10 protein-coding genes are annotated in these 21,141 nt (G+C 70.2%); 6 read left to right on the top strand and 4 right to left on the bottom strand.

Annotation, left to right across the window (positions count from 1 at the left end):
* Positions 1 to 92: 92 nt before the first annotated feature.
* The 5 genes from B0I31_RS12430 to B0I31_RS12410 all read left to right on the top strand — a co-directional run bounded on the left by B0I31_RS12430 (position 93) and on the right by B0I31_RS12410 (position 11,847).
* Complete coding sequence (locus B0I31_RS12430) at positions 93 to 3,365, top strand: non-ribosomal peptide synthetase (protein ID WP_106615524.1); 3,273 nt, start codon at positions 93 to 95, stop codon at positions 3,363 to 3,365.
* Positions 3,366 to 3,367: 2 nt separating this feature from the next.
* Positions 3,368 to 9,283 (top strand): type I polyketide synthase, encoded by a 5,916-nt coding sequence (locus B0I31_RS12425; protein WP_106615523.1) that lies wholly within the window; start codon positions 3,368 to 3,370, stop codon positions 9,281 to 9,283.
* 27 nt (positions 9,284 to 9,310) lie between these two features.
* Positions 9,311 to 10,261, top strand: a complete 951-nt coding sequence (locus B0I31_RS12420) for an ABC transporter ATP-binding protein (protein WP_106615522.1) — start codon at positions 9,311 to 9,313, stop codon at positions 10,259 to 10,261.
* A complete protein-coding gene (locus B0I31_RS12415) occupies positions 10,251 to 10,979 on the top strand; it encodes an ABC transporter permease (RefSeq protein ID WP_106615521.1) in 729 nt (242 codons plus the stop codon). The genes B0I31_RS12420 and B0I31_RS12415 overlap by 11 nt, the downstream gene beginning before the upstream one ends.
* A gap of 142 nt (positions 10,980 to 11,121) precedes the next feature.
* Entirely contained in the window at positions 11,122 to 11,847 is a 726-nt protein-coding gene (locus B0I31_RS12410; RefSeq protein WP_219910681.1) for a thioesterase II family protein, read from the top strand.
* An 85-nt stretch (positions 11,848 to 11,932) separates the two neighbouring features.
* On the opposite strand, the gene B0I31_RS12405 is transcribed toward B0I31_RS12410, so the two are convergent.
* From B0I31_RS12405 to B0I31_RS42560, 4 genes are all read right to left on the bottom strand, one after another.
* Positions 11,933 to 13,171 carry a serine hydrolase domain-containing protein gene (locus tag B0I31_RS12405; protein WP_106615520.1) on the bottom strand — a complete coding sequence of 413 codons (1,239 nt, stop codon included), beginning with the start codon at positions 13,169 to 13,171 and terminating at the stop codon, positions 11,933 to 11,935.
* A 47-nt stretch (positions 13,172 to 13,218) separates the two neighbouring features.
* Positions 13,219 to 13,884 (bottom strand): DUF4097 family beta strand repeat-containing protein, encoded by a 666-nt coding sequence (locus B0I31_RS12400; RefSeq protein WP_106615519.1) that lies wholly within the window; start codon positions 13,882 to 13,884, stop codon positions 13,219 to 13,221.
* Between the two features lie 147 nt (positions 13,885 to 14,031).
* The gene (locus B0I31_RS12395) at positions 14,032 to 14,976 is read right to left on the bottom strand and encodes a carbohydrate kinase family protein (RefSeq protein WP_106615518.1); all 945 of its coding nucleotides are present in this window, start codon (positions 14,974 to 14,976) and stop codon (positions 14,032 to 14,034) included.
* A gap of 58 nt (positions 14,977 to 15,034) precedes the next feature.
* A complete protein-coding gene (locus tag B0I31_RS42560) occupies positions 15,035 to 17,524 on the bottom strand; it encodes a GH32 C-terminal domain-containing protein (RefSeq protein ID WP_281262293.1) in 2,490 nt (829 codons plus the stop codon).
* Between the two features lie 269 nt (positions 17,525 to 17,793).
* Here B0I31_RS42560 and B0I31_RS12385 point away from each other — a divergent pair, with 269 nt between their 5' ends.
* The gene (locus tag B0I31_RS12385) at positions 17,794 to 21,117 is read left to right on the top strand and encodes a GH32 C-terminal domain-containing protein (RefSeq protein WP_181320132.1); all 3,324 of its coding nucleotides are present in this window, start codon (positions 17,794 to 17,796) and stop codon (positions 21,115 to 21,117) included.
* The last annotated feature ends 24 nt before the right edge of the window (positions 21,118 to 21,141 follow it).

Here is a 21,141-nt window from a genome sequence, read left to right as displayed (position 1 = left end):
CCGGCGCCATGACCACGACCGAACACCCCAGCACCGGCCTGCGGCCACCACGACCTGAGCACCGCGTCAGGGCGAAGTAGAGAGCCTGGTTCATGGTTGACAAAGACAACATCGAGTCCATCTCCGGCCTGGCCGCGATGCAGAAGGGCATGCTGTTCAGCCATGCCGTGGACACGGGCTCGGACGCCTACGTGGAGCAGTTCGACTTCGTGATCGCGGGCGAGGTGGACGTCGAGCACCTGCGCACCGCGCTCGCCGGCGTGTCCCGGACCTACAGCGTGCTGCGCACGATCTTCTCGTACCGCAACACCGACGAGCCGTACCAGATCGTGCTCAAGGACTGGGCGCCCGCGCTCGACGTCCGCGACTACCGCGACCGGCCCGAGCTCGACCGGGACGTCGAGGAGTTCAAGGTCGCCGACCGCGCGAAGGGGTTCGACCTCAGCACCGACGTGCTGCTGCGGGCGACCCTGATCCGGGTCGGCGACCGGCGCTGGCGCCTGGTCTTCACCTTCCACCACATCATCCTGGACGGCTGGTCGCTCGGCCCGCTGTTCGGGACGATGATGGGCTACTACGAGGAGCTGACGACCTCCGGCTCGTTCCAGCCGCGGCACGAGGTGCTGCCCTACCGCGACTACATCGCGTGGTACGAGCGGCAGCGCGGCGAGGACGCCCGGCGGTACTGGGCGGAGGTGCTGGACGGCTACGAGAACGAGGCCGTGCTGCCCGCCGACCCGCGTCCCGGTAGCTACCGCGGCGCCACGCACCGGTTCGTCCTGCCCGCCGAGCTGCACGAAGGGCTGAAGCGGTTCGCGCAGGAGGCGCAGGTGACGCAGAGCGCCGTCTTCCAGGCCGCCTGGGGCGTCGTGCTGCAGAAGTTCAACTACGCCGACGACGTCGTCTTCGGCAGCGTCGTGTCCGGGCGCGGTACGGAGCTGAGTGGCATCGGCGAGGCGGTGGGGCTGTTCGCGAACACCCAGCCGGTCCGCGTGACGGCCGGCGCGGACCAGGACTTCGCCGGGCTGTGCCGCGACGTGCAGGAGTCCTACCTGCGCGCCAACGCCTTCGAGCACTACGCGCTGCACGAGATCCAGGGCGTCACCCCGCTGAAGAACAAGCTCCTCAACCACGTCGTCGCCTTCGAGAACTACCCGCTGTCCGAGCAGCTGCAGGACTTCGGCGGCGACGAGGGTGACGGGCTCGCGTTCGAGGGCGTGGAGGTCTTCGAGCGGACGAGCTACGACCTGCACATCGTGGTCAACCCCGGCGCCGAGTTCGCGATCACGTTCGCCTACAACGAGAACCACTACGCGCCGGGGCTGATCCGGGAGCTGGAACGCTGCCTGGTGCGCGTCTTCACGGCCGCCGTGGACGACCCGCGGGTGCGGGTGGCGGACATCGCGCTCGGCGACGGCCGGGCGGAGGACGCCCCGGCGCCGCAGGCGGCTCCGTCCGCTCTGCTGGACTCCTCGGTGGTGGACGTGTTCGCCGACGTCGTCGCGTCCCACGGCGACAAGACCGCGCTGGTGTGGCGGGGCGAGGAGTACAGCTACGCCGAGCTCGACCGCTGGTCGGACGCCGTCGCGTGGGAGCTGAAGAACCGCGGCGTCGTGCCGGGCACGGCGGTCGGCGTGCTCGCGGACCGCCGCCCGGAGCTGATCGCGGCGATCCTCGGCCTGCTCAAGAACGGCAACTTCTACGTCCCGATCGACACCAAGGACGCCAAGCCCAGGGTCGAGTACGTCGTCGCCGACGCGGGCGTGGAGCACCTGTGCACGGTGCCGGAGTACGCCGACAAGGTGCCGTCGTCGTCCCGGGTGCTGCTGGTGTCGAGGCCCGCCGGCGACGTGCCGCCGTTCCCGCGTCTGCGCAACCTCAACGGCGCCACCGCCTACCTGATGTACACGTCGGGTTCCACCGGCACCCCCAAGGGCTGCCGGATCACCCACCGCAACATCCTGCGCCTGGTCGCCGACCAGGAGTTCTTCGACTTCCACGACCGCCAGGTCGTCATGTTCACCGGCTCGCCCGCGTTCGACGCCAGCACGTTCGAGATCTGGGGGACGATGCTGTTCGGGGCGACCCTGGTGCTGGCCGACGAGCTGGACGTGCTCGACGGCGACCTGATGCGCGACACGATCAAGCGCAACCAGGTGACGGCCATGTGGCTCACCTCGCCGCTGTTCAACCAGCTGTGCGCCTACGACCCGGCGATCTTCGACCGGCTGGAGCACCTCCTCGTGGGCGGCAGCGCGTTGTCGGTCCAGCACCTGGTGAAGGTCCGCGCCGCGTGCCCCAACCTGAGGATCACCAACGGCTACGGCCCCACCGAGAACACGACGTTCTCCACGACGCACGAGATCCGCGCCGAGGACCTGCACCGCGAGCGGATCCCGATCGGTCGCCCGCTGGCGCACTCCTCGGCCCACGTCCTGGACCGGGGCCTGAACGTCCTGCCGCCGGGCGCGATCGGCGAGCTGTGCGTGGGCGGCGACGGCGTGTCGAGCGGCTACCACAACCGGCCGGACCTCGACCTCGCCGCGTTCGTCACGGTGCCCGCGCTGCCCGGCCACCGGCTGTACCGCACCGGCGACCTCGTCCGCGAGCTGCCCGACGGCACGTTCGACTACCTCGGCCGCGCCGACGACCAGGTCAAGATCAGCGGTTTCCGGGTCGAGCTCGGCGAGGTGGAGAGCGTGCTGCGGTCGCTGGACCGCATCGAGGACGCCGCCGTGATCTGCGTCGAGGTGGACGGGGAGAAGAGCCTGCGCGGCTACTACGTCGCCCGCGAGCCGATCGCGCCGGACGCGGTGCGGCAGGCGATGCTGAAGAAGGTCGCACCGTACATGGTGCCCGCGGGCCTGGCGCAGCTCGACCGGATCCCGTTGAACAAGAGCGGCAAGGTCGACCGGACGCGGCTGGCGGAGATCCGGCCCGAGCCGGAGGCGGTCCGGCAGGCGCCGGACCTCGGCCCGGTGTCCGACGTGGTGCGGATCCTGTTCGACATCATCGCCGACCTGGTGCCCGTCGAGACCATCGACGTCAACCGCAACTTCTTCGACCTGGGCATCAACTCGCTCAACCTGCTCACGATCAACAACCGGCTGCGCAAGGTGCTGGACCGCAACGTGCCGCTGGTCCAGCTCTTCCAGCACACCTCCATCGCCTCGCTCGCCGCCTACCTCGACAGCACGGGCAGCGACGACGAGGCCGGGTCGCAGGCCGACGAGTCCGCACCCGACGACACCTCCGCCGAGCAGGAGGAGGAGGAGGAGCGCGCCTTCTCGGCCAGCGCGCTGCTGCTGGAGATCGCGGACGAAATCGCCGAGGAACTCGCCGCCGAGCTTGAAGAGGAGCTCTGACCATGCCGGAGAACAAGGCCGTCAAGCGCCGGGAGACCGGGCTGGAGATCGCCGTCATCGGCATGGCCGGCCGGTTCCCGCAGGCCGAGGACATCGACCGCTTCTGGGCCAACCTGGTCGACGGCGTCGACGCGATCTCCCGCTTCACCGACGACGAACTGCTCGAGATGGGCGTGGCCAAGGCGACGCTGGAGGACGAGAAGTACGTCCGCGCCAAGGGCGTGTTCCCGAACATCGAGTACTTCGACGCGGACTTCTTCAACTACACCCCGGCCGACGCGACGCTGCTCGACCCGCAGGTCCGCGCCCTGCACGAAGAGGTGTTCCACGCCCTGGAGGACGCGGGCTACTCCGCGGAGGGCCGGTCGGAGGCCATCGGCCTCTTCCTCGGCGCGACGAACAACCTCGCCTGGGAGACGCACACCCTGACCAGGCACATCCTGGAATCCGGGATGACGTTCACCGGTTTGCAGCTCAACGACAAGGACTTCGCCGCCACCCGGATCGCCTACGCGCTGGACCTCAAGGGCCCCGCGTTCACCATGCACAGCGCGTGCTCGACCTCGCTGGTCGCCATCGACATGGCGTGCCGCAACCTGTGGACCGGGTCGTGCCAGATCGCGCTGGCGGGCGGGAGCGGGCTGACGCTGCCGCACAAGAACGGGTACCGCTACCAGGAGAACATGATCCACTCCCCGGACGGCCACACCCGGCCGTTCGACAAGGACTCCGGCGGCACCGTCGAGGGCAACGGCGTCGGCATCGTCGTGCTCAAGCGCCTGGAGACCGCGCTGCGGGACGGCGACCGCGTCTACGCCGTGATCAAGGGTTCGGCGGTCAACAACGACGGCAACCGCAAGGTCGGCTACACCGCGCCGAGCATCGAGGGCCAGGCCGAGGTCATCCGCAAGGCCTACCGCGTCGCCGGTGTACCCACCGCCGAGGTGTCCTACGTCGAGACCCACGGCACCGGCACCTCGCTCGGCGACCCGATCGAGGTCGAGGCGCTGCGCAAGGCGTTCGGCGCGGGTGAGCCGGGCGGGACCGGCCTCGGCTCGCTCAAGGCGAGCATCGGCCACCTCGACACCGGCGCGGGTGTCGCCTCCCTGATCAAGACCTGCAAGATCCTCGAACACCGGACCGTGCCGCGCAGCCTGCACTTCACCGAGCTCAACCCGAACATCGACCTCGACGGCAGCCCGTTCTACGTGGTCGCGGAGAACCAGGAACTGCGGCCGAAGCGGTCGGCGGCCGACGAGGTGCTGCCGCTGCGCGCGGGCGTCAGCTCGTTCGGCATCGGCGGCAGCAACGCGCACGTGGTCCTGGAGGAAGCGCCCGCGGGGCCACCGGCCTCGACCAAGGGCCGGGCGCACAACACGTTCCTGGTGTCGGCGACGTCCGCGGACGCGATCCGGCGGATCAAGCAGCACTTCGTGGACCACCTGACGGCGCACCCCGACGTCGACGGCTCGGACCTGGCGTGGACGCTGCAGAACCGCCAGCGCCGCCTCGCCTACCGCTACGCGGTGGAGTTCAAGGACGCCGAACAGCTGCGCGAGCGGCTCCAGGAGTCGCTGGACGACGACGAGCCGCCCGCACAGGTGCACAAGAACGCGCGCGGCGACGTCTACTTCCTGTTCAGCGGCCTGGGCGCACAGCACCTGCGGATGGCCCGTGACCTGTACGAGAAGGAAGCGGCGTTCCGGGCTCACCTGGACGAGTGCTTCGCGATCAGCACGGCCCTGGGCAGCGAGGTGCCCCGCGAGGTCTTCTTCGGCGACTCGCCGGAGGCCGAGAAGCAGCTGAACAACATCGAGATCACGCAGGTCCTGCTGTTCATGCTGGAGACCTCGATGGCGCGCACGCTGATCGGGTGGGGCCTCAAGCCGAAGGGCATGGTCGGGCACAGCACCGGCGAGCTGGCCGCGGCGTGCGTGTCCGGGGTGTTCTCGCTGGAGGACGGCATCCGCCTGGTCCAGGCGCGGGGCAGCCTGATGGACACCACGGTCGAGGGCGCTCTGACCTCCGTGCGGGCGCCCGAGGACGTCGTCCGGACCATGCTGACCGACGAGCTGGCCATCGCCGCGGTGAACGGCCCGGAGGACTGCACGGTGTCCGGCATGCCGGCGGCCATCGCCGAGCTGGAGCGGCAGTGCACCGAGCGGGAGATCAAGTTCGCGCACATCGAGGCCGACCACGCCTACCACTCGCAGTACATGGACTCCATGCTCGGCCGGTTCCGCGAGGTGCTGGACGGCGTGACCCTGCACCAGCCGAAGATCCCGTACCTGTCGAACGTGACCGGGACGTGGATCACCGCCGCGCAGTCCACCGACCGCGACTACTACTGCAAGCACGCGCGTGAGACGGTCCGGTTCAAGGACGGCGTGGAGGCGATCCTGGAGCGGGGCGGCACCCTGTTCGTCGAGGTCGGCCCGGGCAAGTCGCTGTCGTCGTTCGTGCGGGCCATCGGCCGCGACGCCGACGTCACCACGGTCAACGTGCTGCGTCACCGCATGGAGGAGATCGGCGACGACGAGCACCTGGCGCGCGCGGTCAAGAAGCTGTGGGAGAACGGCGTCTCGCTGGACTGGAAGGCGTTCCACAAGGGCCGCGAGCCGCGCAAGGTGAAGCTGCCGCTGTACCCGTTCGAGAAGGTCGAGTTCCCGGTCGACATCGAGGAGTTCCAGCGGATGCTGGACGGCCCGGGTGACGGCAGCACGCGAGTCGTGACCGCCCGGCCCGCGCGGCAGACCGTCACGGGGACCGTCACCGCGGCGCCCGCGGCGGCGTCGCGACTGACCTGGGCGCGGTCCGTGCACCCGGCCTCGACCGGGAAGGAGCAGCCGAAGGTCCTGGTCGTGCTCACCGACGACCGCCGCCGGGTCAAGCGGGTGCTGGACGAGGTGCCGCACTGGCGGGCGCTCTACGTCACGTCCGGTCCGCGGTACCGGTTCGATCGGCTGTCCGGCGCGGTGGTCCGCCCCGGCGACGCCGACGACCTCCGCCGGCTCGTGGCCGACTTGGAGGACCACGCGCTGGCGGGTGACACGTTCGTGGTCGACCGCGCGGACTACGCGTCGGCGGTGGCGACCGTTCGAGGGCTGTGCGCGGTCATCCCCGACATGCGGGAACGGTGCGTGAAGGACGTCGTGGTGCTCGACACCGGCGACTTCCTGGGCACCCGCGGCGACTTCCTGCCGCTGCTCATCGGCGTCAACCACGAGCACCCGGAGTTCCGGGTCAGGGCCGTGCGGTGCGACGCGGCGCTCGCCGACGGCGGCGGGCGGGAGGCGTGGCGCGAGTCCCTGCGCCGGGAGCTGGAGGCGCACCGGCCCGACGACGTCGCGGTCCGCTACGAACGCGGTCAGCGGCTCGTGCCCAGGATGGTGCCGCTGGACGGCGGCGGCACGGCGGCGGGCGGTGCCGTGCGCACGGTGGTGCTGAGCCGCCGGCGCGACGTCGAGGACGTGGTGCGAGACCTGGCGGGCGCGAGCCTCACCCGGACGGTCGACATCCTGCCGTTCGACCTGGGTACGGGCGGTCCGCAGACGCGGGTCGGCGCGGTGGACGAGCGGATTTCCGTGCTGCCCGCGGTCGTGGGCTCGACGTGGGAGGCGTTGTCCGCCAAGCTACCGACCGGGTTGCGCATCCTGCAGGGGGTCGACGAGGTCGTGTTGTGGGACACGCCGGTGCGGGAGGGCGACGACGCCGGGCTGGACCGGCGCGCGCTGCTGGGCCTGCTGGCGGAGCTGGGCCGCGAGCGGCGGATCCCATGTCACGTGCTGTCGCGGCCCGGGCTGGACCGCGGCGGGTGGGACCGCGAGGTCACCACCTGGTTCGCCGACAACGAGCGCGCCGACGCGGCGGGCCTCACCCGGCTCTACGCGTTCGGGAACGTCCGGGAGGACGACCGGTCGGTGCTGGACCTGCTGCCGCGGCTGCGCGAAGCGGGCATCGGCACGGCGTTCCACGGGCTGGACCTGCTGCGCGCGCAGGCGGAGGCCAAGGTGGTCGACGTCGAGGTCGAGACCGACCGCGGTGACGAGCGGCAGGCCATCGCGGCGGTGATCGAACGCGAGATCCGCGCGCTGCTCGGCTTCAGCGAGATCGACGACCGCGCCGACATCTTCGACATCGGCCTGGACTCGGTGCGGCTGGTGCAGTTCACCAACGCGCTGGAGAAGAACGGCTACAAGGTCCTGGCCAACGAGGTCTACAACCACCCGACGGTCGCCGGGCTCGCCGCGTACATCGAGCGGACGGTCCGCCGCGGCGGCTCGGAGGAGATGTCGTTCGAGAGCCTCGCGACCGTGCTGGAACAACGCCTCGGCACGCCGTGCGCGTTCCGCGAGGTGAAGTCGGGCCGGGACGAGGACACCCTGGTCGTGCTTTTCGTGACGGGCCTGGACGACGCGCTGAAGAAGAAAGTTGTCCGGGAGTTCAGCGAACTGCGGGTGCCCGCGGAATACCTGCCCCACTACGTTGTCCCGGGCGGTGGGGAGGAACTCGGGATGGCGTTGGACTTCGCCGCGCTCAAGGCGAGCGCGGGCCTGCCGTCCTACGCCGGCGGCTATTCGGCGGTCTTCGACGAGATCGACCGCAAGCAGGAGGAGCTGCGCCGCTCCATCGGCTCCCGGCCGGTGAAGTGGACCTACCCGATCAGCGCGATGCAGAAGCAGCACTTCGCCACCGAGTCGCGCCTGCAGCTGTACTTGATCCAGTTCCGCGAGCTGGTCGACCTCGACGTCCTGCAGCGGGCCCTGTGCGACGTGATCGGGCGGCACGGGCTCATGCGCAGCTTCCTGACCCGGTCGACGGGGCGGTTCCGGTGGAAGGAGTTCGAGGCGCCGGAGACCATCGCCCTGCCGACGCTGGACCTGTCCGGCCTGGAGCCGCACGAGCAGGAGGAGCTGCGGACCGAGCTGGTCAAGCGCGAGTGGAACATGGACTTCAAGGTCGTCGACAAGCCGATGTACCAGGTCGTCCTGATCAAGTACAACGACCGCTCGCACGACCTGCTGTTCCAGTTCGACCACTCGATCTTCGACCACGCGTCCGGCCAGCTGTTCCGGGGCGACCTGCTCAAGCGCTACGAGGAGCTGGCGGCGGGCACGAGCCGGGCGATGCCGATCGCCAAGAGCTACCGGCACCTGCAGGACCAGATCGCCAAGGGGCCGGTCGACATCACCTCGGACGAGCTGATCGAGAAGTTCGACCTGGTCGAGTACGTCCGGTATGCGAAGATCATCCAGGAGAAGTCCGCGCGGTTCGCGGACAGCCGCATCCGGGACGTCCGCTACTCCGTCGACCTGGACCGGCTCCGGGCCGCCGACGGTACGGAGGTCGACCTGTTCTACGTGGTCGTGCACCTCTACGCGCGCGTCGTCGCCCGCCTGCTCGGCATCGACAAGGTCGCGCTGATCATGCTGTTCCAGTCACGGGTGTTCGAGGACAAGGACTACTCCGAGGTCATGGGCATGGTCCTCGGCAGCCTGCCGGTGCTGGTGCCCGGCGAACGCGACACGATGCGCGACCTCGACGGGATCATCACCGACAAGGTCCGCATGATGAACAAGAACAACGTCAGCTTCCTGAACCTGATCCAGAACCTCCGGTCGATCGTGAAACACCGGAAAGTGTTGTCGGTGATGGGCAAGACGCTCCGGCCGACGTGCCTGTTGAACTTCGTCGGAAATGTCGAGGACGAATACGACGCAATCTGGGACATGACGCTCGCCCAACTGACCGATGATCAGTCCAAACTGGACTACGCGGACTGCTACGGTGTGTCGAAAGTGGGCAACGGGCGACTCGACCTGCTCGTCCTGAGCAAGTGGGTCGAAGACCCGGACGACCTCGTCCGAATTCTCGATGACGAAGTCGAACATCTGACCGGGCGCGTCGGCGCCGAGTGATACGTTGATTACCGGAGGAGGTTGACCATGGCTGTGATCGAGCTGGACCACGTCACGAAATCGTATAAATCCAGAGGTCGCACGACACTGGCCAACGACGACGTGAGCCTGCACGTCGACGAGGGCGAGATCTTCGGCTTGTTCGGCCACAACGGCGCGGGCAAGACGACGATCGTGAACCAGCTGCTGGGGCTGCTCAAGCCCGACTCGGGTTCGATCGTCGTGGCCGGCCAGGACATCGTGAAGAACCGGAACCTGGGGCGCTACCTGTGCTCGGTGCAGCCCCAGTCCAAGACGCCGCTCGGTGAGCTGACCCCCCGGTCGGTCACCCGCGTCATGGGCCAGCTGCGCGGGATCAGCCCCGAGGAGGTGGACCGGCGCACGACGGAGCTGTTCGAGAAGCTCGACATCATGCAGTGGGCGGACGTGCAGGGCACCAAGCTCTCCGGCGGCGTGCTGCGCCTGACCGGGTTCTGCATGGCCGCCGTCGCGCCCGGTCGCGCGGTGATCCTGGACGAGCCGACCAACGACGTCGACCCGGTCCGGCGGCGCTTCCTGTGGAGCGCGATCCGCGACCTGGCCAAGGACGGCACGGCCGTCGTGGTGGTGACGCACAGCATCCGGGAGGCCGAGAACACGGTCGACACGATGGCCGTGCTCAACGAGGGCAAGGTGCTCAAGCAGGGCAACGCACGGCAGATCCGCGGCGAGGCGGCCGGCAACCGGATGAAGCTGGAGGCCGTGGCCAAGGCGACCGAGGACCGGTTCGAGGTGCCCTCCTGGGGTGAGAGCCTGAAGGTCGCCGAGGCGGAGCTGACGCTGACGTTCGAGCGCGAACTCGCCACCGAGGCCCTGAAGTGGGCGGCCGAGCAGCGCGACCGCGGCCTGCTCGCGGAGTACTCCCTCACCGAGATCACCCTCGAAGACATGTACATCGAACTCGTCGGCAACAGGGGAGCGGTCGAAGGTGTCCGGTAGCAAGCTCAAGTACGTGATCGAACTCCAGGCCCGCAAGCAGGGCAGCTACCTGGTCGTCTTCTCGATCATCATGATCGTGATCGCCCTGGGCGTCGCGATCGGCTTCTCGTACCTGATGTCGTCGCCGGAGGGCGGCGGCATGCTGTACCTCGCGACCGGTGCGCCGACGATCGTGCTGATCATGACCGCGCTGGTGACCGTGCCCATGCAGAACGCGGGCGCGAAGATGACCGGCTACATGGACTTCGTGAAGTCGCTGCCGGTGAGCCGCAAGCTGTTCCTGATCGCCGACGTCGGCATCTGGGCCATGGTCACCGTCCCGGCGATCGCCGTCTCGGTCTTCGTCGCGCACCTGATCTTCGAGCCCGGCTACGCGATCTCGTGGACGATCATCCCGGCGTTCGTGCTCATGGTGCTGTCCTGCTTCGCCATCGGGTACGGCTACTCGTTCGTCATCCCGGCCGAGCCCGCGATGGCGCTGTCGCAGCTGATCGCGTTCATCTCGCTGATGTTCTCGCCGATCAACTTCCCGATCGAGCGGCTCCCCGGCTGGGTCCAGGCCGTGCACGAGGTGTTGCCGATCTACCACATGGCGGAGGTGATGAGGGCGTCGTTGGCGCACACGACGTTCGAGGCGCAGCCGATCAGCTACATCATCCTCGCCGCGTGGACGGTGGTCGGGTTCTTCGGCGCCGTGCGGTTCCTGGAAAGGGCTTGAGGCCGCGCCCGGACCGGGCGTTGGTCGGCGGCACGGCCCACCCGAAGCTGGGACGCACCAGCGGCGGACGTGGCCGTGTCGTCGTCAGGGTGGTCCGGGTGACGCGGTCGCCTGGGGGACAGCTGGACAGGGAAGGGTGCTTGTGAGCGTCGTGGAAAAGCTCCCGCTCGTGTGCTTCCCGCACGCGGGCGCGGGGATGCTGTACTACAGCAAGTGGAAGTTCGCGTTCGGCGACGGCATCGACGTCCGGATCGCCCGGTACCCGCTGCGCGAGCAGCGGACGAACACGCCGATGCCCGCGTCGCTGCCGCTGCTGGCCAGGGACATCTTCACCGAGATGGTCGACTCGTTCCGCGGGACGTTCGCCATCTGGGGCCACAGCATGGGCAGCAACATCGCCTACGAGGTCGCCAAGCTGTGCCAGGAACGCCTGGACAACCCGCCGCTGGTGTTCTTCAGCTCCGGGTCGGCCGCGCCGTGCGACAGCCGGTTCAAGGCGGTGGCCGACCTCGACACGCCCGAAGGCCTCAAGCAGGTGCTGCGCGACTACGGCGGGCTCAGCGAGGAGAACCTGGCCGACGCCGACTTCATGAGCTACTTCGCCCCGATCATCGCGGCTGACCTGAGGCTGCTGGGCGGGTACGAGGAGTCGACGTTCGAGCAGCTGCGCTGCCCGGTCGTGCTGATGGAGGGCCGCGACGACCGGGTCGTCACGGACCGGTGGCAGCGCTACACCGAGCACCCGGTGGAGACCACCGAGTTCGACGGCGGTCACTTCTTCGTCGAGGAGCGCCGACCGGAGATGGCCGCGCTCATGGAGTCGAAGATCCAGCTGCTGTGGCAGCGGAAGGCCGCCTCGACCAGGTGATGGCGGTGCTCGCGCCCCGGCCGTGCCCGGCGTGCCGGGGATCCGACCGGGTCTCCCACCGGTCGGACCCCGCGGACCGCGGGTTTCAGTCGATCGCCTGGTAGAGCGTGGTCCAGAAGTCGTGCATGGCGCGCATCGGGGCCGGGACCGAGGCGCCGACCTGGGTGAGCAGGATGCCGGTGACCTGGTTGTCCGGGTCGGCGTAGGTGGAGGTGCCGCTGCCGCCGTCCCAGCCGAACTGGCCGACCGGCGCGTAGTCGCCGCGGTAGGTGCGCACCGCCATCCCGAAACCCCAGCCGCCGTGCTGGCCCTGGCCGAACGAGATGTGCACGTTGTCGCGGGCCAGGGTGGTCCGGGCGGCGGTCTGCTCCGGGGTGAGGCGGTTGGTGGTCATCAGCTCGACGGCGGCCCGGGACAGGATTCGCTCGGTGCCGTGCATCCCGCCGTCGAGCAGCATCCGGAAGTAGGCGTGGTAGTCGTCGGCGGTGGAGACCAGGCCACCGCCGCCGCCCTGGAACGCCGGCGGTCGGCTCCAGCGCCCGCCCTCGGCTTCGTCCCACACGGTGAACTCGCCGGTGTGCGGGTCGGGGGCGTAGAGGGTCGGCAGTCGGTCGATCTTGTCGGCGGGCACGTGGAAACCGGTGTCTGTCATGCCCAGGGGGTCGAAGAGGCGTTCGCGGAGGAACTCCTCGAACGACTGGCCGGTGACCCTGGCGACGAGCACGCCGAGCAAATCGTTGCTGATGTGGTACTGCCAGTGCTCACCGGGCTGGTGCATCAGCGGCAGCTCGCCGAGGCGGCGCAGCCACTCGTCGGGTGCCGGCATCGGTTCCGGCAGGTTGGGCGTGAGCCCCTGCGCGAAGATCGCGTCCATGATCGGCGCGCCCAGCGCCGTCATGTCCATGCCGAGCCCGAACGTGGAGGTCAGCACGTCCCGCACGGTGATCGGCCGCCGGGCGGGCACGGTGTCGTCGAGCGGGCCGTCGAGGCGCTTGAGCACGCGCCGGTCGGCGAGTTCGGGCAGCCACTCCTGCACCAGGTCGTCCAGCCGCAGCCGGCACTCGTCCACCAGGACCATCGCCGCCGCCGCGCCGACCGGCTTGGACGTGGAAGCCATCCGGAAGATCGTGTCCCGGCTCATCGGGGCGCCGCCGTCGTGGCGCATCGTCCCCATCGCCTCGACGTGCGTCTCGTCGCCGCGGCTGACGAGGGCGACCAGCCCGGGGATCTGCCCGGAGTCCACGTGCCGCGCCAGCACGTCGTGCAGTCGGCGCAGCCCCGCCGCGGAGAAGCCTCGGTGCTGGTCGGTCAGGGTTGCGGACATGGTGGTGTGCTCCTTGGTCGAACGCGAAGAGTGGGGGAAGTCGCCGGTCAGAGGCTGCGGGCGACGATGTCGCCGTAGTCGGTGGTGGCGTGGATGGTCAGCGCGGCGGCGCCGTCGGCGTTCCTGAGCGCGTTGTGGATCCGGCCGTAGCCGGTGCCGGCGTCCAGCGAGGCGGAGACACCGGCGGCGGCGCCGACCGACACCTGCCCGGCCCGGGTGCGCAGCACGACCGTGCCGCTCACGGCCTCGGTGATCCGGATGTCGCCCTTGCCGGTGCTGATCTCCGCGGCACCGTCGAGGCGGCCGACCGTGACGTCACCGCCGTGGGTGGTGAGGTGGACGCCGGTGGCCCGGTCGAGCTCGACCGACCCGTGCGCGCCCTCGAACGTGACGTCGCCGAGCCGTCCGACGCCCCGGACCTCGGCGCTGGCGGCCTTGGCCTCGACGCGGGAACCGGCGGGCAGCCGGACCGTCACGTCGATGAACCCGGAGGGGCCGAGGAGCTGGTTCTTCGCCGAGGCCTTGATCCGCAGCACGCCATCGGCGTACTCGACCGCGGTCTGCTCGGCGACCTTCACGTCGCGGCTCTTCGCGGGGTCGGCGGGCCGGACCTCGACCGCGGTGTCGGTCCGGTCGTCGGCGATGAACCGGACGCGGCCGGCGGGGATGTCCAGCAGGGCGGAGATCGGGGCGGGGGTGTCGAACGTGTGCATCGTGTTCTCCTGAGGCTTCGTGCGTCCCCGGTGGTGAGGGCCGCGGGTGGTCGGTGTGATCGGTGACCTGATCACGGGAACCACGATGACCCGCCGTCCTGACACAGGACGGCCACGGGGCTGACACGGCCACTGACACGGCCACGGTCAGAAGATCGCGGGACGGGGGTCGGTGGGGAGCAGCTCGTCGAACCACGGCGGATCGGCGCCGGGGCGGGTGCAGGTGATGGCGGCGATGCGCTGGGCGTAGGCGAGGACAACAGCCAGCCTGGCCGGGTCCACCGTCGCCAACCCGGGTCGGGTGAGCAGGTCGTCGCGGTCGAGGGCGGCCAGCAGTCCGGCCATGAAGGCGTCGCCCGCGCCCACGGTGTCGGCGACGTCGACGCGGACGGCGGGGAGGTCGACGGCGCCGTTCGGGCCGGAGGCGTAGACGCCGTCGCCACCCCGGGTGACGACGACGAGCGCCGGTCCCAGCTCGTGCCACTCGGCGACGACGTCGGCCAGGGGGCGGTCCGGTGCGATCCACCGCAAATCGTCGGCGCTGACCTTGAGCACGTCGGTCAGCCCGAGCCAGCGCCGCAGGCGGGCCCGGACGGCGGTGTCGTCACGGACGAGCACGGGGCGGATGTTGGGGTCGAACGTGATGACGCGGTGCGGGTGTTCGCGGTGGAGCAGGGTCTCGAAGGCTGCGGCCATCGGCTCGACGGCGAGGGCGAAGGAACCGCCGACGTGCAGTGCCGCTCCGGGTGGGAGGGACGCCGGCAGGTCGGCCACCCGCCAACCACCGTCCGCGCAGCCGTCGATGTAGAACGAGTAGTCGGCCACGCCGTCCGCGTCGAGGTCCACCACGGCGAGCGTGGTCGGTGCGCAGGAGGTGACGGCGAGGTCGAGTTCGACGTTGGAGGTCTCCAGGTGGTGGCGCAGCACCGCGCCCAGGCGATCCTCGGCCAAGCGTGCCAGGAGCGCGGTCCGGGTGCCGAGCCTGCCGATGCCGACGGCGGTGTTCGCCGGGCTGCCACCGGGCAGGGGCCGGTAGCCGCCGACGTGGTCGGGCACGAGGTCCACGAGGGCCTCGCCGCCAACGATGATCATGTGCGGTTCCTTGTCGGGGCGAGTGGTGGTGGAACCGGAGCCCCACCACCACGAGCGGTCAACGTCGGTAGGTGCCCATGTCCCACACGGTGAGGCGGTCGATCCGGGCGCTGCCGCCCTCCGCGAAGACCTCCACCCCGTCGCTGGTCGGGTCGGGGAACACCAGGCCGGTGATCACGGCCTGCCCCGCGCCGCCGAAGACCTCGACCGACGACCGGTCCACCAACGCCCGCAGCGTCACCTTCCCGTCCACGGCGGCCAGCGGCGCGCGTTGCACGGCGGGGAAGTCGGGGCTGAAGTCGACGCGCCCGGACCGCGTGCGGTCCACGTACAGCTCACCGGTCGTGGTGTCGTAGCCGATCACCGTCTCCTGCCCGGCACCGCCGCGCACCTTGAGCCCGACGCGGTCGGCGTCACGCAGGGCGAACGTCGCCCGGATGTCCAGCGCCCGGCCCGCGGCACGCTCGCCCAACGACCGCGAGCCCTCGCGGACGGTGCTGCCGCGCACGATGAACGGCGCTCCCCGGTGGAGGCGGTCCAGCGCGCGCACCGGTTCCTGCACGAGCTCGACCTCACCGTCGACGGTGCGCAGCCCCACCTGCCTGGCCACGCTCTGCGCGCTGCGCCACGGCGAGGTCGGCGTGTTCCCGGCGTACTGCCAGTTGTTCATCCAGCCGATCATGTACCGCTTGCCGCCCGGAGCGTCCTCCCAGGACACCGGGGCGTAGTAGTCCTTGCCGAAGTCCACCCAGTCCGCCCGCTCGACGGTGGACCTCGCGGGTGCGTCGGCGAGCGTGAACCGGTCGACCATCACGTGGCCCCAGCCCGCCGTGTTCCGGTCCACCACGGCGATCCGCGCCTGCTTGCCGACGAACTCCGCCAGGTCGAACGAGGCCCAGTCGAGGGTCTCGCTGTCCGCTCCGGTGGCGGTCCGCACCACCTCCCCGTCGACCAGGAGGTTGACCGAGGTCTCGGTGGAACGAGGCCGGGCGGGTGCGTCGGCCGGCACCACGTGGTCGACCAGGACGTGGCCCCAGCCGCCGGTGTTGTCGTCCACCACCTCGAAGCGGGCCTTGCGGCCGGCCAGGTCGCGCAGGTCCCACGAGGCCCAGTTCAACGCCTCGGAGTCCTTGCCGGTGGCGCTGCGCACGACCTCGCCGTCCACGACGAGCCGCACCGCGGTGGGCGCTTCGGAGGTGACCGGGTGGTTGCCGCCGCCGATGAGGAAGTTCAGGTACGGCGCGGAGATCTCGAACTCGGGTGACGTGAGCGTGCCGACCGTGGCGTCACCCCGCAGGAACGTGTTGACCAGACCGCCGCCTTCCCAACCGGACACCGCCATCTGGCCGGGCAGCGTGCCGGTCGCGGGCGCGGTGCCGAACGCCTCACCGGTCGCGGTCCAGGCACCGTAGCCGTTCTCGAAGTCGGCCAGGACTTCACGCGCGGGCGGCGTGCCGCCGGTCGAGGCCTGCGGGTCGTGCGGGTGCCTGCCGCCGCCGACCTTGAAGTTCAGGTAACGCCGGTCCACGGTGAACGGCGGTGAGGTGAGGGTGCCGGTCGAGCCGTCGCCGCCGTGGAAGCTGCTGGCGTAGCCGGTTCCCTCGACGCCGCCCACGGGCAGTTGCCCCTCCAGCGGTCCGGTGGCCGGTGCGGCGCCGAACGCGCTCCCGGTGGTGGTCCACCCACCGTAGGACGACTCGAAGTCCTCGACCACCACGCCGTCCGGTGGGGTGTAGCTGCCGTCGTCGTCGGCGGTGAAGCGGGTGCCGTCGAAATCGCCCACGAAGTACTGCGCCGCCGAACCGCCCGCGATGCCACCGGGGTTGATGCTGACCACCAGCACCCACTTGGTCTTGCCCGGATCACCGTCCACGGGCAGCGGGAACAGGTCCGGGCACTCCCACACGCCACCGGTCGCGCCCGCCGGACCGAAGTCGCTGAGCGGCTCCCACGACTTGAGGTCCTTGGAGGAGTAGAACCGGATCTTGCGCTCGGTGGCCAGGGCCACGGCCATGAGCCAGCTCCGAGTGGGTTCGTACCACTGCACTTCGGGGTCGCGGAACTCGGTGGAACCGATGTCCAGCACGGGGTTGTCGGCGTACTTCGTCCACGTGCGACCGCGGTCGGTGCTGTAGGCGAGCGATTGTGCCTGCCTGCCGCCGATCTTGAGCGAGCTGGTGTAGACGGCGACCATCGCCGGCTCGTCCGCGGTGCCGAAGCCGGAGGTGTTGGCGTGGTCGACGACCGCGCTGCCGGAGAACACCATCTCCTCGTCGTCGTGGGAGATCGCGACCGGGAGTTCCTCCCAGTGCACGAGATCGCGGCTGACCGCGTGGCCCCACGACATGTCGCCCCACGAGTTGCCGTTGGGGTTGTGCTGGTAGAAGAGGTGGTACTCGCCCTTGTGGTGGACGAGCCCGTTCGGGTCGTTCATCCAGTTCCGCTCCGGGGTGAAGTGGAACTGCGGCCGGTAGGTCTCGATCGCCGGCGCCGCCGGAGCGGGGCTCGTGGACACGACGAGCGCCGCCGCGGTCAGCACAGCTGTCATCAACCGTCTTGTCATGGGCTGCCCTGCGTTTCTGCTCGGGGGAGCGATGCGGTGAAGCGGTGCGGGCGGAGGCGGGCCGTGAGGCTCGGGTGTGCGGGCCGCAGCGCGGCAACATGGTAAATCGAGTTATCACGGGTGAACAAGAGTCATCTGGATGTAACGAAACGGTCAAGTTGGCTCTTTACCACCTTGTTTACCTCGAACGCCTGCGCGCAGCATCGGCGCTCACGAAGTTTCGATTTAGCACCTCAACGTCGAGGAGGCGTTACATGGCACGACCTGCCGCTAGCGGCCTGGTGCGCCGCGCCAGGCTCCTGCTGGTCGCCCTGATCGCGTGCGCGTCGCTCGGTCCACCACTGGCGACCCAGGCGGTCGCCGCGGATGCCGGCGTCCTGACCGATCCCGGGTTCGAGTCCGGGAACCTGACCGGGTGGACGGCCCAGGGGCCGGCGTTCGCGAACGCCGTGACCTCGGAGCCCGGGTGGGGCTGGGGCTGTTGCTTCAACCAGCAGGGGAGCTACCACCTGTGGGGTTTCAAGAGCGGGGGTGACGCGGCCACCGGCACGCTCACCTCGGACGCGTTCACCGTGTCGGGTACCGGCGTGGTGAGCGTCCTGATCGGTGGCGGTCGGGACGAGGCGAACCTGTACGCGGCGCTGACGACCGTCGACGGGACCGTGATCCACAAGGCGACCGGCGCCGACGACGAGGCCTATCGCCGGGTCAGCTGGGACGTCCGCGACCGCCTCGGCCAGCAGCTCCGCATCAAGCTGGTCGACCAGGCCACCGGCGGCTGGGGCCACCTGAACCTGGACGACGTCCGCGTCGGGCTCGACCAGCCGGTGGGCACCGGTGCCACCAACCCGGGGTTCGAGTCCGGGAACCTGTCCGGCTGGACGGCGCAGGGGCAGGCGTTCACCGACGCGCTGACCACCGACACGGCGTGGGGTTGGGGCTGTTGCTTCAACCAGCAGGGGAGCTACCACCTGTGGGGTTTCAAGAGCGGCGGTGACGCGGCCACCGGCACGCTCACCTCGAACCCGTTCACGGTGACGGGCACCGGTGTCGTCAGCGTGCTGGTCGGCGGTGGCCGGGACGAGGCGAACCTGTACGCGGCGCTGACGACCGTCGACGGGACCGTGATCCACAAGGCGACCGGCGCCGACAGCGAGGGGTACCACCGCGTGACCTGGGACGTGCGTGATCGCATGGGCCAGCAGGTGCGGGTGAAGCTGGTCGACCAGTCCACCGCGGGCTTCGGCCACCTGAACTTCGACGACCTCCGCGTCGGGCTGGACCAGCCGGTCGGCTCCACCGCCGCGCACTGGGACTTCCAGGAGGGTTCCGGCGCCTCGACCGTCGAACGGGTCAGCGGCCAGGCCGACCCGATCAGCTACGTGTTCAACCAGGCCGTCTACAAGCCCGTGAGCGACCCGCTGTGGCAGCCCGCGAACGACGGCAAGGGCGTGCTGTCCAAGGCGCTGCTGTTCGACGGCTACTCGACCTGGGTCAGCCGCAGCGCCGGGTCCGTGCCGCTGGACCAGAACGCCCTCACCGTCGAGGCGTGGGTCGCGCCGCAGGGGTTCGAGTGGGGTGACGAGCGCAAGGTCTCCGCGATCGTCAACCAGCAGGAGCAGACCGCGAACCGGGGCTTCTCCCTCGGCGTGGGACGGCACGGCGTGTGGAAGCTCGGCATCGGCACGGGAGACGGCTGGCGCGAGGTGACGGCTCCCGCGTCGGCCGCGCTGCGCACCGGCGCGTGGGCGCACCTGGTGGCCACGTTCGACCCGGCGCAGGGACGGATGCGGCTCTACCTCGACGGCGCGCAGGTGGCCGAGACCGCGATCCCGACCGGCGCCCGGCTCCAGCAGGCCGGGGTGCCGCTGCTGATCGGCAAGCACAACCAGCCGGTGATCATCAACGGCACGTTCGCGGTGAACATGTTCAGCGGCCTCATCGACGAGGTGAAGCTGCACCGCAAGGCGTTGAGCCCCACCGAGGTCGCCGCCGACCACGCCGCGGCCCTGGCGGGCTTCGCGGGCGGGACGATCCCGGCCGCCGACATGGTGCAGGACCGGTCGCGCTACGACGGCGACAAGTACCGGCCGGGCTACCACTTCACCGCGCCCAACCACTGGATGAACGAGCCGCACTCGCCGATCTTCGCCAACGGCCGGTACCACCTGTTCTACCAGCACAACGTGCACGGCCCGTACTGGCACAACATCAGCTGGGGCCACGCGGTCAGCAAGGACCTCGTGCACTGGCGGGACCTGCCGGTCGCGTTGGCACCCACGGCGGGCAGCGTCGCCCCCGATGGCGTGTGGTCCGGCGGCGCCACGCTCGACCAGAACGGCGACCCGGTGCTGCTCATCACCGCGGGCGACGATTCCAAGCGCCCCAACCAGGCCACCGGCATCGCCCGCCCGGTGAACCCGGACGACCCCGATCTCGTGGAGTGGCGGATGGAGCCGCGCCTGGTGACCGAGCAGCGGGCCGACCTCGACGTCGGCGCCGGGCGCAAGGTCCGGTTCGGCGAGTTCCGCGACCCGTACGTGTGGCAGGAGGGCGGCACCTGGTTCCAGCTGGTCGGGTCGGGCGTGCAGACCACCGGCGGCGCGGACGTCGGCGGCACCGCGCTGCTCTACACGTCGACGAACCTCACCGACTGGACCTACGCCGGTCCGCTCATGACCGGCGACGTCGGCGCCCACCCCAAGACGGGCCAGGTGTGGGAGCTGCCGGTGCTGCTGCCCATCACCGACGCCGCCGGGAAGCGCAAGCACGCGTTCCTGGTCAACCCCGCGTTCACCAGCGCGAGCCCGCACAGCAGCAAGAACACCTTCTACTGGGTCGGCACCTGGGACGCCGCCGCCCGCCGCTGGACCCCGGACACCACCACGCCGAAGCTGCTCGACTACGGCGAGCACTTCACCGGGCCCAGCGGCACGGTGGGCCCGGACGGCCGGTCCCTGCTGTTCAGCATCGCGCAGGACCGGCGGACCGAGCAGGCGCACCACGACGCGGGCTGGGCGCACAACGCGGGCCTGCCGCTGGAGCTGAGCCTGCGGCCGGACGGCGACCTGGGGATCGACCCGGTCCGCGAGGTGTCGGCGCTGCACGCCGGTGCGCCGCTGGTCGACGTGCGGACCCCGATGGGCGTCGGCGCGGTCAACAGCCGGTTGGCCGCGGTCCAGGGCGACCTGCTGCACGTGCGGCTGACCGCGAAACCGGGCACGGCCCAGCGCTTCGGCCTGGACGTGCTGCGCAGCCCGGGCGAGGAGGAGCGTACCCGGCTGTTCTACGACGTCGCGGGCGGCCAGTTCGGCGTCGACCGGACGCGGGCGGGCAACCGGTCCAGCGTGGACGCCGACCTCGGTGTCCACAGTGGACCGCTGTCGCTGCGGAACGGCGCGCTCACGCTCGACGTCTTCGTCGACCGGTCGATGGTCGAGGCCTACGCCAACTCGCACAAGTCGATCACGACGCGGGCGTACCCGCACCGCGGCGATTCGCTGGGCATCCAGCTGTTCGGCGAAGGGGCGGTGATCGAGTCCATGACGGTGTGGCGCATGGGCACCATGACGGGCTGAGACCCGGTCGTCCGGCACCGCGCG

It is taken from the genome of Saccharothrix carnea (assembly GCF_003014735.1).
GTDB lineage: Bacteria > Actinomycetota > Actinomycetes > Mycobacteriales > Pseudonocardiaceae > Actinosynnema > Actinosynnema carneum.
The sequence above is the reverse complement of the archived record's forward strand: the minus strand, read 5'-3'. Positions and strand labels throughout refer to the sequence as shown.

Excerpts from the sequence above, each read along its gene's own strand:
- B0I31_RS12420 (WP_106615522.1), top strand. The coding sequence starts at position 9,311 with ATGGCTGTGATCGAGCTGGACCACGTCACGAAATCGTATAAATCCAGA.
- B0I31_RS12385 (WP_181320132.1), top strand. The coding sequence starts at position 17,794 with ATGGCACGACCTGCCGCTAGCGGCCTGGTGCGCCGCGCCAGGCTCCTG.
- B0I31_RS12430 (WP_106615524.1), top strand. The coding sequence starts at position 93 with ATGGTTGACAAAGACAACATCGAGTCCATCTCCGGCCTGGCCGCGATG.
- B0I31_RS12425 (WP_106615523.1), top strand. The coding sequence starts at position 3,368 with ATGCCGGAGAACAAGGCCGTCAAGCGCCGGGAGACCGGGCTGGAGATC.
- B0I31_RS42560 (WP_281262293.1), bottom strand. The coding sequence starts at position 17,524 with ATGACAGCTGTGCTGACCGCGGCGGCGCTCGTCGTGTCCACGAGCCCC.
- B0I31_RS12405 (WP_106615520.1), bottom strand. The coding sequence starts at position 13,171 with ATGTCCGCAACCCTGACCGACCAGCACCGAGGCTTCTCCGCGGCGGGG.
- B0I31_RS12395 (WP_106615518.1), bottom strand. The coding sequence starts at position 14,976 with ATGATCATCGTTGGCGGCGAGGCCCTCGTGGACCTCGTGCCCGACCAC.
- B0I31_RS12400 (WP_106615519.1), bottom strand. The coding sequence starts at position 13,884 with ATGCACACGTTCGACACCCCCGCCCCGATCTCCGCCCTGCTGGACATC.